Below are 12330 nucleotides of genomic sequence, written 5' to 3'. Positions count from 1 at the left end.
CCGCCCGGCCGGGTTACCCTCTCGGTGATCCGGCCGGGAGAAAGCCATGAGCGATACCGCAACCCTGCAGCGTCCCTTCACCCATTCCACCGGAAGCGGGACGATGGTCCGGCTGGCCCTGGTCAATCTGGTGCTGTCCATCCTGACCCTGTCGCTCTACCGCTTCTGGGGCAAGACAAGGGTGCGCCGCCTGCTGTGGGGCGGCACCCGGGCCTGGGACGATCCGGTGGAGTACACCGGCACCGGCAAGGAGCTGTTCATCGGCTTCCTGCTGGTCCTGTTCCTGATCTACCTGCCCATCGTCGCCGGCTTCGCCTGGGCGCAGATGCTGGTCACCGCCGGCAATCCGCTGGGCGGGGTGGTGGTCTCTGCGCTCTACCTGCTGACCGTGCTGCTGGTGGCGGTGGGGCTCTACCGGGCGCGGCGCTACCAGATGAGCCGCACCCTCTGGCGCGGCATCCGGGGCGGCCAGACCGGCTCGGGGTGGAGTTACGCGCTCCGCTCGCTGCTGGTGTGGATCGCCGTCCCCCTCAGCCTGGGCTGGGCCTGGCCCGCCGGTGAGATGTGGCTGGCCCGCTACCGCTTCAACAACACCAGCTTCGGCGATCGCCATCTCAGGTGCGATGCGACGGCGTCGGGTCTTTACCGGCGCTTCCTGCTGGTGTGGATCAGCGGATTGGTGTTCGCGGTGGTGGTTCTGGTCCTGGGCGGCGCCATGGTCGCCCTGGTCGAGCAGGGGGAAGTGGACGAGGCGGCGGCCGGGCTGGGCTTCTCGCTGATTCTGGCGCTGGCGGCGGTGCTGATCCTGGCCCTGCCCTGGGCATGGTACCGGGCCGGCTTCTACCGCAATCTGGCGGCGGGAATGGAGTTCGCCGGCAGCCGCTTCGCGGCCGAGACCGGGGCGTGGCGGCTGATGCGGCTGGTGGCGGGCAACATGGCCATCTCGCTGTTCAGCCTGGGGATTCTGCGCCCCTGGGCCAGCTTGCGCACCTTCCGCTACGCCTGCGCCGTCATCGGCGTCGAGGGCGAGCCCGATTTCGCCGCCGTGCGTCGCTCGGGCGAGGCCGGCCCCTCCACCGGCGAGGGACTGGTGGCCGTCCTCGACGGGGCGGGCGAGTTCTGACCATGGAGGCCGACCGCCCGGGACGGTTTTCCGATGGCCGCAGCGCGGCGGCGCGCAAGGTGGTGGTTCGCGTGCTGTCTTCCGGCCTGGAGATCCGGGGGGTGGACGGCTTCCTGATCGCCGTGTGGAAGACCGCCGACCTGCTGGCCGATGGCGAGTGGCCGGAAAAGCGCGGGGTGCGCCTGCGCTGCGCCTCCGAGCCCGACGCGAGGCTGGCGGTGGAGGATGCCTATGTCATCCGCGAGGTGCTGCCCCAGGCCCCCAGGCCGCGCCGCTCGCGGCACACCGGGCTGGTGCTGGCCTGCCTGCTGGGGGCGGGGGTGCTGATCGGCCTGATGGTCGGGCTGGCGCCGGTGTCGCGGCTGGCCGCCCATCTGGTCCCCGCCGGGCTGGAGCGCCAGTGGGGCCAGTCCATCGCCGCCGGCCTGGAAGGGCAGATGAAGGCCTGCGAGGGCCGCGACGGGGCGCGGGTGCTCGATGCCCTGGCCCGGCGGCTGGCCGAGCCGCTGCCGCCCGAACGCCGCCAGGTCGCGGTTCATGTGCTGCGTTCCCGCGACGTCAACGCCCTGGCCCTGCCGGGCGGCGAGATCGTCCTGTTCTCCGGCCTGATCGACAAGGCCGAGGGGCCGGATGAGCTGGCCGGGGTGCTGGCCCACGAACTGACCCATATCGGCGAGCGCCACGTCACCGCCGCCATGATCCGCGCGCTCGGCGTCGGCGTGTTCGCCACGCTGATCACCGGCGACGCCTCGGGGCTGGTGGCCAGCGGCCTGGGCGCCGTCATGGCCGGCGCCTATTCCCGCGAGGATGAAACCGCCGCCGACCTGGGGGCGCTGGCCCTGCTGGACGCGGCGGGCATCGGCTCGGACGGTCTCGCCCGGTTCTTCCGCCGCCTGGAGGCCATGGAGGGCGGGCAGGGGACGGTGCTGGCCTGGCTGGGGACCCATCCGGATTCGGCCAGCCGCGCCGCCGCCATCGAGGCCCGGCGGCTGCCCGCCCCCCGGCTGCCGGCCCTGTCGGAAGCCGATTGGCAGGCGGTGAGGCGGATGTGTTCCAAAGCGAAGCCGTGATCCCCATGTAACCTCCCGAAGGCGGGCGGCGAACCTGGAGAGAGTGGTCCGCCGCCCAAGTCATCCCGAGCGAAGTCGAGGGATCCCGTCCTGGTCCGGCGTGCCCGATTCGGAACCGCCGTTCCAGGTGGAGATCCCTCCGCTCAAGGCGTCGGGATGACAGCCTGGGCCGGCCGAGACGCCATAGGGAGTGACGAACATGCTGATCAGGTCCGGCGGCGGCTTGCGCCCATCCGAGGTGACCGACAAGGCGCTGTGGCTGGACCGCCGGCGCTTCCTGGCGTTGGGTGCGGCGGGTGCCCTGGCGCTGTCCGGCCTTCCGGCCGAGGCGGGGCTTCCCACCGTCAAGGGGCCGTTCTCCACCGACGAGCCGCCGACGCCCAGGAAGGACGTCACCACCTACAACAACTTCTACGAACTGGGGGTGGACAAGTCCGATCCCGCCCAGCTGGCGCCCAGCTATTTCGGCAAGCCCAAGCCGTGGAGCGTCACCATCGCCGGCGAATGCGCCCGGCCGGGCACCCTGGGCTACGAGGATCTGATCAACCCCCACAAGCTGGAGGAGCGCATCTACCGTCTGCGCTGCGTCGAGGCGTGGTCCATGGTCATTCCCTGGGTGGGCATTCCCCTGGCCGACGTCCTGAAGCGCTTCGAGCCCAATTCGCGCGCCAAATACGTGGAGTTCACCACGCTGCAGGACCCCGAGCGCCTGCCCGGCCAGCGCGGGCGGGTCATCGACTGGCCCTATGTGGAGGGGTTGCGCATCGACGAGGCCATGCATCCGCTCACCCTGCTGGCGGTGGGCCTCTATGGCGAGGAGCTGCTGCCCCAGAACGGCGCGCCCATCCGTCTGGTGGTGCCGTGGAAATACGGCTTCAAGTCCATCAAGTCCATCGTGCGCATCCGCTTTGCCGAGACTCCGTCAAAGACCGCCTGGATGAAGGCGGCGCCCCGGGAATACGGCTTTTACGCCAACGTCAATCCGGCGGTGGACCATCCGCGCTGGAGCCAGGCCAGCGAACGGAGGATCGGCGAGTTCTTCCGCCGCAAGACCCTGCCCTTCAACGGCTACGCCGATCAGGTGGCGTCGCTGTATTCCGGAATGGACCTGGCGGTGAATTATTGATGTCTGTCCGGCATAAGCTGAAGCGATCCCACTCCTTGCGTCATCCCGGCCTTGAGCCGGGATCCAGGGGGGCCAGCTTCAAGCGCCGTCTTTTGCGACTCCTGGGTCCCGGGTCGAGCCCGGGACGACGGGGCAAACCGCTTCCATTTCAACCGGATAGATGCTGATGGACAAACTGTTGCGCAAAGCCTGGGTCAAGCCCGTCCTGTTCGTCCTCTGCCTCATTCCTCTGGGTCTGCTGGTGTTTCGGGCGACCAGCGGCGGGCTGGGGGCCAATCCCATCGAGGCCACCAACCGCTTTCTCGGCGACTGGGCGTTGCGCTTCCTGCTGATCGCTCTCGCCGTGACGCCCGTGCGGCAACTGACCGGCTGGACCGCCGTGGGGCGCTGGCGGCGCATGCTGGGGCTGTTCGCCTTCGCCTATGTGCTGCTGCACCTGGGGTCCTATGTGGGCCTCGACCAGTTCTTCGACTGGAACGCCATCGGCCGCGAGATCGTCAAGCGGCGCTACATCACGCTGGGCATGCTGGCGGTGGTGCTGCTGGTGCCCCTGGCCGTCACCTCCACCGATTCCATGGTCCGGCGCCTGGGGGGGCGGCGCTGGCGGGCGCTGCACCGGCTGGTCTACGTCATCGCGCCGCTGGGGGTGACTCATCACTGGATGATGGTCAAGAAGGACATCACCGAACCGGCCATCCATGCCGCCATCCTGGCCGTGCTGCTCGGCTGGCGGGTGGCGGCCTGGGCGCGGCTGCGGCATACTGCCCGGGCATCCACCACCAGGGCCGACCCATGTTCCGCGCCGCAATCGTCCTCGCCCTCCTCCTGAGCCCGGCCGCCGCCCTGGCGGCCAAGCCCAAGAAGTGCTTCTCCACCGCCGAGATCAAGGCGGAGCAGGAGGTGCGCCAGGGCATCTTCCTGCGCGAGGCCGCCAATCGCTGCAACGAACGCCTGCTGCCCGGGGCCCGGGACCGCTGGCAGAAGATCGAGGCCGCCAACGGCGCCAAGTTCCGCTCCTCGGTGGACAGGCGCCAGAAGGCCTGGCAACGGGAGTTTCCCGACGACTGGAAGTACCAGATCAATTACGCCGATGGCCGGCTGGTCACCTATGCCCGCCACATCTCGCTGACCGAGGGCTTCTGCGACAACATCGACGACTTGCTGCAGACCATCGAGAAGCGCGGTTTCGCCGCCTTCACCAAACTGTCCAAGGTGGTGCGCAATCAGGTGACCGACGATTACAAGGTCTGCCAGTAGGCGGCCCCAACGAAAACGCCCCGGCCGTGGGGCCGGGGCGCTTCGAACTCCGTATGGACGGGCTCAGTTCTGCGAGCCGCCGCCGGTCGAGGCCAGATACATCACCAGGCTGGTGAACACGGCGGTCAGCAGCAGGCCCAGATAGACCGAGAAGCCCAGCGGGCTGGTGGCCGGGCTGGGATTGGCGACGCCGCCGAACACGGCGCTGAGCACGGGAACGGCCAGATACAGAGCGATGACCAGCACGCCGGCCACGGTGAGACCCAGAACCTTCGGAAGGACGCCCATAACACGCTCCATGATTTGCGGTGCCGCCCCCGACGGGCCGCACGAATTGTCTAACCGGCCTTGAACGGGGCCGGTCCCCTCAGGCTGATCTACTACCAGATTTAGGGGCTTTGCGGAAGGTCCAATCAGACTATTTAAAAACTGGACCACGAAAACCTGCCCCCGCGAAATCGTCCTTTGTCTTTCCGGCCAAAGGCGGTGACACTCGTCGTCTCGACCGGCAGGAGGGGGAAGATGCCCGAAGCGGCAAGACTGATCCGGCCCGATGATGCCGAAGCCATCATTCGGGGGCGCCACGGCGATCCCTTCGCCGTGCTGGGACCCCACGGGGTGAAGGGCGGCACGGTGATCCGCACCTTCCAGCCCCAGGCGGAGAGCGTCTTCGTGCTGGCGGCGGGGGCCGCCACCGAGATGAAGCGGGTCCATGCCGATGGCCTGTTCGCCGTCAAGCTGAAGGATGCCGGGGCCTACCGTCTGCGGGTGGTGCGCCATGACGGCGGGGTCGAGGAACTGGATGACCCCTACCGTTTCCCGCCGGTGCTGGGCGAACTCGACCTGCATCTGCTGCGCGAGGGCACCCATCTGCGCACCTTCGAGAAGCTGGGCGCCCAGGTGCGCTGGGTGGACGGCGTGGGCGGCGTGGAGTTCGCCGTCTGGGCGCCCAATGCCGCCCGGGTCTCGGTGGTGGGCGACTTCAACCTCTGGGACGGGCGGCGCCATCCCATGCGCCTGCGCCACGAGGCCGGGCTGTGGGAGATCTTCATCCCCGGCCTGGGGCAGGGCACCCTTTACAAATACGAGATCGTCGCGTCCGATGGACGCCTGCTGCCGCTCAAGGCGGACCCCTATGGCCATTTCGCCGAGGTGCCGCCCAAGACCGCCTCGGTGGTGTGGGAACTGGGCCGCCGCGACTGGGCCGATGGCGAGTGGATGGCGGCGCAGCAGGCGCGCAACGACCGTCACGCCCCGGTCAGCATCTATGAGGTGCATCTGGGCTCGTGGCGCCGGGTGCCCGAGGACTGGAACCGCCCGCTCTCCTATCTGGAACTGGCCGACCAGCTGGGCGATTACGTCGCCGACCTGGGCTTCACCCATGTGGAGTTCCTGCCCGTCCACGAACACCCCTTCGGCGGCTCGTGGGGCTATCAGCCGGTGGGGCTGTTCGCGCCCACCTCGCGCTACGGCACGCCCGACGAGTTCCGCACCCTGGTGGAGCGCCTGCACGGCAAGGGCATCGGCGTGATCGTCGACTGGGTGGCCGGGCACTTCCCCAACGACCCGCACGGCCTGCACCATTTCGACGGCACCCATCTCTACGAGCACGAGGACCCGCGTCTCGGCGTGCACAAGGACTGGAACACCCAGATCTACAATTACGGCCGCACCGAGGTGGTCAACTACCTCTACGCCAACGCGCTCTATTGGCTGGAGCAGTATCACGTGGACGGCCTGCGCGTGGATGCGGTGGCCTCCATGCTCTATCTGGACTACTCGCGCCAGCCCGGCGAGTGGATTCCCAACCGCCACGGCGGCAACGAGAACCTGGAAGCCATCGACTTCCTGCGCCGCATGAACCAGCTGGTCTATGCCGAGCATCCCGGCGCCATGACCATCGCCGAGGAATCCACCGCCTGGCCCATGGTGTCGCGCCCCGTGCACCTGGGCGGGCTGGGCTTCGGCTTCAAGTGGAACATGGGCTGGATGCACGACACCTTGCGCTATTTCAGCAAGGACCCCATCCACCGTCGCTATCACCACGACAGCCTGACCTTCGCCCAGCTCTATGCCTATCACGAGAATTTCGTGCTGCCGCTCAGTCACGACGAGGTGGTGCACGGCAAGGGCTCCATCTTCGGCCGCATGCCGGGCGATTCCTGGCAGCGCTTTGCCAATTTGCGGGCCTATTACGGCTTCATGTGGACCCAGCCGGGCAAGAAGCTGCTGTTCATGGGCTCTGAATTCGCCCAGGAGCGCGAGTGGAACGAGGATGCCAGCCTGGACTGGCATCTGCTGGGCGACGGGCGGCACGAAGGGGTGCGGCGGCTGGTCCGCGACCTGAACCGCCTCTACCGCACCGAGCCGGCGCTGCACCAGTTGGACAACGAGCCGGCGGGCTTCGCCTGGATCGATTGCAACGACCGCGACAACTCGGTGCTGACCTGGCTGCGCAAGGGCTTCGACGCGAGTGATTTTCTGGTTGTTGCCGGCAACTACACCCCGATGGTGCGGGACTCCTACCGCGTCGGCGTGCCCGAGCCCGGCTGGTACCGCGAGCTGCTCAACACCGATTCCGAATGGTATGGCGGCGCCAACATCCATAACGACGGCGGCGTCCAGGCGGAGGAGGTGCCCTGGCACGGTCATGGCTGGTCCATCCGGCTGCGCCTGCCGCCGCTGTCCACCTGCGTGTTCAAGCGGGAGCGGTGAGGGTATATACTCACCGTCTGAGGAGAAGGACATGCCGCACGGAACCAGACCGGAAATCATCAAGGACCCCAACGTGATGGGGGGGCTCGCCGTCATCAAGGGGACGCGGGTGCCGGCCCATCTCATCGGTGCCATCGTCCGCCAGGGTGCCAGCGAACTGGAGGTTCTCAGGACCTATCCCTGGCTGACTCTGGATGATGTCCGCCTGGCCATCCGCTATGCCGACGATCATCCGGAAGAGGATTACTGATCCGGTGCGCCGTATCCTGGTGGATGAATGCCTGACGGCCGATCTGGTGGCCTCGGCCCAGGCGCGAGGACTTGACGCCACCCATGTACGGTTCATCGGCAAGGCCGGGGTGCAGGACTACAATCTGATCGATGTCATTCTGGACGGCGGTTACCTGTTCGTAACCCAGAATGCGCGGGATTTTCTCAAGCTGTTTGCGGGACTGGATATTCACGATGGTTTGTTGCTGATACTGCCGAAATCCCGTGCCGCCGAGCAGGTGCGGCTGTTCGAGGCGGCGCTGGATTTCATCGCGACGCTGGAAGACACCATCAATCGGGTGATCGAGGTTCATTCCGCCGATGACATCCGTTTGTCAAACCTGCCACCGGGAGGCCCGCAATGACCGCCCGCCGCCGCATCCTGCCCGGCCTTCCGCATCCCCTGGGGGCGACCTGGGACGGCAATGGCGTGAACTTCGCCCTGTTCTCGGCCCATGCCGAGAAGGTGGAACTGTGCCTGTTCGACCGGCGCGGCCTGCGCGAGGTCGAGCGCATCGAGCTGCCCGAATACACCGACGAGGTCTGGCACGGCTATCTGCCCGATTGCCGCCCCGGGCAATTGTACGGCTATCGCGTCCACGGCCCCTATGATCCCAACGAGGGGCACCGCTTCAACGCCCACAAGCTGCTGATCGACCCCTATGCCCGGGCGCTGGTGGGAGGCTTCGAGTGGTCGGACACCCATTTCGGCTTTCGCCCCGGCACGCCCAAGCAGGACCTGATCGCGGACCGGCGCGACAATGCCCGCTTCATGCCCAAGTGCCGGGTGCTGGACACCGCCTTCACCTGGGGCGACGACCGCCGGCCGAAGGTGCCCTGGCCCGAGACCATCGTCTACGAGGCCCATGTGCGGGGCCAGACCATGAAGCATCCCGGCGTGGCCAACGGCATGCGCGGCACCTTCCTGGGGCTGACCCAGCCCGGCGTGATCGACCATCTGCGGCGCTTAGGGGTGACCACGCTGCAATTGCTGCCCGTCCACGCCATGATCGACGAGAAGCACCTGGCCGAGAAGGGCCTGCGCAATTACTGGGGCTACAATTCCATCGGCTTCTTCGCCGCCGATCCGCGCTATTACTCGGCCAGCCCCCACGGCGACTTCAAGACCATGGTGTCGCGCCTGCACGACGTGGGCATCGAGGTGATCCTCGACGTGGTCTACAACCACACCGCCGAGGGCAACCACCTGGGGCCGACGCTGTCGTTCAGGGGCATCGACAACCTCAGCTATTACCGCCTGGGACCCGACGGCAAGCGCTGGTACGAGAATTACTCGGGGTGCGGCAACACGCTCAACCTCGCCCATCCCCGCGTGCTGCAGATGGTGATGGATTCCTTGCGCTACTGGGCCGAGGACATGCATGTGGACGGGTTCCGCTTCGATCTGGCGGCGTCGCTGGTTCGCGGCAAGGGGGGCTTCGACCATGCCTCCGGCTTCCTCGACGCGGTGCGCCAGGATCCGGTGCTGTCCAAGCTGAAGCTGATCGCCGAGCCCTGGGATTTGGGGGGAGACGGCTATCGGGTGGGGCGCTTTCCGCCTGGCTGGTCCGAGTGGAACGGGCGCTATCGCGACACCGTGCGCCGCTTCTGGACCGGCGAGGGCGGGGTGATCGGCGATCTGGCGTCGCGCCTGACCGGCTCGTCCGACATTTTCGGCTGGGGCGGGCGGCGGCCCTGGGCCAGCCTCAATTTCGTCACCTGCCACGACGGCTTCACCCTGAAGGACCTGGTCAGTTACGAGCGCAAGCACAACGAGGCCAACCTGGAGGGCAACAAGGACGGCACCGACGCCAACTACGCCTGGAATTGCGGCCACGAGGGACCGTCGCCCTACCCCGAGATCCGCGAGCTTCGCGCCCGGCAATGCCGCAATCTGCTGACCACCCTGCTGTTGTCCCAGGGCGTGCCCATGCTGCTGGCCGGCGACGAGATGGGGCGCACGCAAAAGGGCAACAACAACGCCTATTGTCAGGACAACGAGATCGGCTGGATCGACTGGTCGAGCGTGGACGAGGATCTGCTGGCCTTCGTGCAGAGGCTGATCCGCCTGCGCAAGGACCATCCGGTGTTCCGCCGCCCCCGCTTCTTCGAGGGCAAGCGGCTGCCCAATTCGGTCTTGAAGGACATCGTGTGGATCACGCCCGAGGGCCGCGAGATGGGGCACGGCGACTGGACGACGCCGTTCGCCCGCTCGCTGGGCTTCGTGCTGGGCGGCGAATCCTGCGCCGTGGACAATCTCACGGGGCACGAGGAGATGGACGACACCTTCCTGGTGCTGCTCAACGCCTATCACGAGGCGGTGCCCTACGTGCTGCCGCCGCCCAACCTGGGCCGCTCGTGGGAACTGGTGATCGACACCAATGATCCGGCGGGGCGGCAGGCGGGCACCCAATGGGCGGCGGGCATCACCTATCCGCTGGGCAGCCGCTCGGTGGCCGTGTTGCGACGCTCCGGCAGCGTGCGGGGCGTCCAGAGGGAAGAGAGTGAAGGGGGTAGTGAGGAATGAGCGGAACCGACGCTCTGGACCGTTTGGCGCGACTGGCGGGAATCGAGGACGGCTGGTGGGATTTCTTCGGCGAGTGGCGGGTGGTGCCGCCCGAGACCAAGCGGGTCTTCCTGGCCGCCATGGGCCTGCCCGCCGATACGGACGAACAGGTCCGCGCCAGCCTGCACGACCTCGAGACCCGCTCCTGGCGCCGGGCGCTGGACCCGGTGATGATGGCCGACGAGCACGGGCCGCCCCCCTCCATTGCCGTCACCCTGCCGGCCGAGGCCGACGACATCGCCCATTCCTGGGTGCTGGAGGAGGAACTGGGCATCCGCCACCATGGCAGCTTCATTCCCTATGAACTGCGCTGGGGCGAGGAATACCTGCTGGATGGCGGGCTGATCCATCGCCGCTGGCTGGATCTGCCGGCGCTGCCTCCTTGCGGCTATCACCGCCTGACCCTGTCCGGCCCCAAGGGCGTGCTGGCCGAGATGGCGCTGATCGTCGCCCCGGCCCGCGCCTTCGTGCCCGAGGTGCTGGAATCGGGGGCGGGATGCTGGGGCATCGCCACCCAGATCTATTCCCTGCGCTCCGAGCGCGACTGGGGCGTGGGCAATTACGGCAATCTGGCCGAACTGGCCGAGGGCGCGGCGCAAATGGGGGCGGCCTGCGTCGGCATCAATCCGCTGCACGCCCTGTTCCCCGCCGATCCCGAGCGTTTCAGCCCCTATTCGCCCTCGTCGCGGCGCTTCCTCAACATCGCCTACATCGATATCGAGGCCATCCCCGAGTTCAAGGATTGCCTGGAGGCCCGGCGCATGTTCGCCTCGCCCGGCTATCAGGCCACCCTGGCCCGGCTGCGCGGCTATGCCCTGATCGAGTATCCGGACGCCATGCGCCTGGCCCGGCCCATGCTCGAGGTGCTGTACCGCTGGTTCCGCCGCACCCGCATGGGCGAGGACGATCCGCGCGGCCGGGCGTTCCGCGCCTTCCAGGCGGAGCAGGGCGAGGCGGGGCGGCGCTTCGCCGCATTCGAGGCGCTGCACGACAAGTTCTCGCGCGACGGCAAGGGCTATTGGCGCCAGTGGCCCGAGGCATACCGCCGCCCGGATTCTGCCGAAGTGGCGGATTTCATCCTGGAGCACGTGGAGCAGGTGGAGTTCTTCCAGTGGCTCCAGTTCATCGCCGACGAGCAACTGGCCGAGGCCCAGCGCAAGGGGCGCGAGGCCGGGGCGGCCATCGGCCTTTACCGTGATCTCGCCGTCGGCATCGCCGGCGACGGGGCCGAGGCCTGGGCGCAGCAGGATTCGCTGGCGCTCGGCGTTTCGGTGGGGGCGCCGCCCGACCCGCTGGCGCTGAAAGGCCAGGATTGGGGGCTGGTGCCGTTCAACCCCCTCTCCTTGCGCGAGCATTTCTATGCCCCCTTCATCGAGGTGATGGAAGCCAACATGCGTCATGCCGGGGCGTTGCGTCTGGATCATGCCATGAGCCTGGCGCGGCTTTACTGGGTGCCGCCGGGCCAGCCCGCCGACCAGGGGGCCTATGTGCGCTATCCGGCCGAGGACCTGTTCCGGCTGGTGGCGCTGGAAAGCCGCCGCAACCGCTGCCTGGTGATCGGCGAGGATCTGGGCACCGTGCCCGACGGCTTCCGCGAGCGCATGGACCGCATGGGCATCTTCGCCTACCGGGTGATGGTGTTCGAGAAGACCGGAGACGGCGCCTTCCGCGCCCCCGATCGGTTCGACGCCCAGGCCCTGGCCATCGCCGCCACCCACGACCTGCCGTCCTTGCGCGGCTGGTGGGCGGGCAAGGATGTCGACCGGCGCGAGAAGCTCGACCTTTATCCCCGCGAAGGCCAGGCGGCGGAGGAGCGGGCGGCCCGCGCCGCCGACCGCGCCGCCCTGGCCGCCGCGCTGGCGGGGCAGGGATTGCTGGCCGGCGACTTCCCCCTCACTCCGGCGCTCACCGACGCCCAGGCGGTGGCGTTGTCGGCGGCGGTCCACGCCTATCTCGGGCGGTCGGCGTCACGGCTGACCATGGTGCAGATGGAGGACGTGCTGGGCCAGGAGGTGCAGATGAACCTGCCCGGCACCACCACCCAGCACCCCAACTGGCGCCTGCGCTACAAGGCCGACACCGCCGCCATCCTGGCGGACGAGCGGATGGTGGCGACGGCGGAGGGGCTGAAGGAGACGGGCCGCTGAGCGTCCTCCAGCAATGCCCCTTTCAAGGGTGCGGACGGCGTTTATTCCACTCCTTA

Annotated in this window: 11 protein-coding genes; 10 read left to right on the top strand and 1 reads right to left on the bottom strand. The window is 67.9% G+C overall.

Annotated features, from left to right (window positions below; all coding sequences use genetic code 11):
- The first annotated feature begins 46 nt into the window (after nt 1-46).
- The 5 genes from ACV4UZ_RS09745 to ACV4UZ_RS09725 all read left to right on the top strand — a co-directional run bounded on the left by ACV4UZ_RS09745 (nt 47) and on the right by ACV4UZ_RS09725 (nt 4576).
- Nucleotides 47-1123 carry a YjgN family protein gene (locus ACV4UZ_RS09745; RefSeq protein ID WP_491600677.1) on the top strand — a complete coding sequence of 359 codons (1077 nt, stop codon included), beginning with the start codon at nt 47-49 and terminating at the stop codon, nt 1121-1123.
- A gap of 2 nt (nt 1124-1125) precedes the next feature.
- Nucleotides 1126-2193 carry a M48 family metallopeptidase gene (locus ACV4UZ_RS09740; RefSeq protein WP_491600676.1) on the top strand — a complete coding sequence of 356 codons (1068 nt, stop codon included), beginning with the start codon at nt 1126-1128 and terminating at the stop codon, nt 2191-2193.
- A gap of 199 nt (nt 2194-2392) precedes the next feature.
- Nucleotides 2393-3319, top strand: coding sequence for a protein-methionine-sulfoxide reductase catalytic subunit MsrP (msrP, locus tag ACV4UZ_RS09735; RefSeq protein ID WP_491600675.1), 927 nt, complete (start codon nt 2393-2395; stop codon nt 3317-3319).
- A gap of 166 nt (nt 3320-3485) precedes the next feature.
- Nucleotides 3486-4148, top strand: a complete 663-nt coding sequence (gene msrQ, locus ACV4UZ_RS09730) for a protein-methionine-sulfoxide reductase heme-binding subunit MsrQ (protein ID WP_491600674.1) — start codon at nt 3486-3488, stop codon at nt 4146-4148.
- Nucleotides 4112-4576: a hypothetical protein gene (locus ACV4UZ_RS09725; protein WP_491600673.1), complete on the top strand. Its 465-nt coding sequence runs from the start codon at nt 4112-4114 to the stop codon at nt 4574-4576. The genes msrQ and ACV4UZ_RS09725 overlap by 37 nt, the downstream gene beginning before the upstream one ends.
- Before the next feature lie 63 nt (nt 4577-4639).
- Here the strand turns inward: ACV4UZ_RS09725 and ACV4UZ_RS09720 are convergent, their stop codons facing one another.
- A complete protein-coding gene (locus tag ACV4UZ_RS09720; RefSeq protein WP_491600672.1) occupies nt 4640-4864 on the bottom strand; it encodes a hypothetical protein in 225 nt (74 codons plus the stop codon).
- Between the two features lie 234 nt (nt 4865-5098).
- Here ACV4UZ_RS09720 and glgB point away from each other — a divergent pair, with 234 nt between their 5' ends.
- The 5 genes from glgB to malQ are packed head-to-tail and all read left to right on the top strand — an operon-like array spanning nt 5099 to nt 12274.
- The gene (gene glgB, locus ACV4UZ_RS09715; protein ID WP_491600671.1) at nt 5099-7291 is read left to right on the top strand and encodes a 1,4-alpha-glucan branching protein GlgB; all 2193 of its coding nucleotides are present in this window, start codon (nt 5099-5101) and stop codon (nt 7289-7291) included.
- A gap of 31 nt (nt 7292-7322) precedes the next feature.
- Nucleotides 7323-7541: a DUF433 domain-containing protein gene (locus tag ACV4UZ_RS09710; RefSeq protein ID WP_491600670.1), complete on the top strand. Its 219-nt coding sequence runs from the start codon at nt 7323-7325 to the stop codon at nt 7539-7541.
- A complete protein-coding gene (locus ACV4UZ_RS09705; RefSeq protein ID WP_491600669.1) occupies nt 7510-7926 on the top strand; it encodes a DUF5615 family PIN-like protein in 417 nt (138 codons plus the stop codon). Before ACV4UZ_RS09710 ends, ACV4UZ_RS09705 begins: the two co-directional genes overlap by 32 nt.
- Entirely contained in the window at nt 7923-10088 is a 2166-nt protein-coding gene (gene glgX / locus ACV4UZ_RS09700) for a glycogen debranching protein GlgX (RefSeq protein WP_491600668.1), read from the top strand. The genes ACV4UZ_RS09705 and glgX overlap by 4 nt, the downstream gene beginning before the upstream one ends.
- Nucleotides 10085-12274 (top strand): 4-alpha-glucanotransferase, encoded by a 2190-nt coding sequence (gene malQ / locus ACV4UZ_RS09695; RefSeq protein WP_491600667.1) that lies wholly within the window; start codon nt 10085-10087, stop codon nt 12272-12274. The genes glgX and malQ overlap by 4 nt, the downstream gene beginning before the upstream one ends.
- Nucleotides 12275-12330: the final 56 nt, after the last annotated feature.

Source organism: Paramagnetospirillum sp. (assembly GCF_058402745.1).
This window is presented reverse-complemented; position numbering and strand designations above follow the sequence as displayed.

Bases quoted from the DNA above. Each gene is read 5' to 3' on its own strand.
- ACV4UZ_RS09745 (WP_491600677.1), top strand. From the start codon at position 47: ATGAGCGATACCGCAACCCTGCAGCGTCCCTTCACCCATTCCACCGGA.
- ACV4UZ_RS09740 (WP_491600676.1), top strand. From the start codon at position 1,126: ATGGAGGCCGACCGCCCGGGACGGTTTTCCGATGGCCGCAGCGCGGCG.
- msrP (WP_491600675.1), top strand. From the start codon at position 2,393: ATGCTGATCAGGTCCGGCGGCGGCTTGCGCCCATCCGAGGTGACCGAC.
- msrQ (WP_491600674.1), top strand. From the start codon at position 3,486: ATGGACAAACTGTTGCGCAAAGCCTGGGTCAAGCCCGTCCTGTTCGTC.
- ACV4UZ_RS09725 (WP_491600673.1), top strand. From the start codon at position 4,112: ATGTTCCGCGCCGCAATCGTCCTCGCCCTCCTCCTGAGCCCGGCCGCC.
- ACV4UZ_RS09720 (WP_491600672.1), bottom strand. From the start codon at position 4,864: ATGGGCGTCCTTCCGAAGGTTCTGGGTCTCACCGTGGCCGGCGTGCTG.
- glgB (WP_491600671.1), top strand. From the start codon at position 5,099: ATGCCCGAAGCGGCAAGACTGATCCGGCCCGATGATGCCGAAGCCATC.
- ACV4UZ_RS09710 (WP_491600670.1), top strand. From the start codon at position 7,323: ATGCCGCACGGAACCAGACCGGAAATCATCAAGGACCCCAACGTGATG.
- ACV4UZ_RS09705 (WP_491600669.1), top strand. From the start codon at position 7,510: ATGCCGACGATCATCCGGAAGAGGATTACTGATCCGGTGCGCCGTATC.
- glgX (WP_491600668.1), top strand. From the start codon at position 7,923: ATGACCGCCCGCCGCCGCATCCTGCCCGGCCTTCCGCATCCCCTGGGG.
- malQ (WP_491600667.1), top strand. From the start codon at position 10,085: ATGAGCGGAACCGACGCTCTGGACCGTTTGGCGCGACTGGCGGGAATC.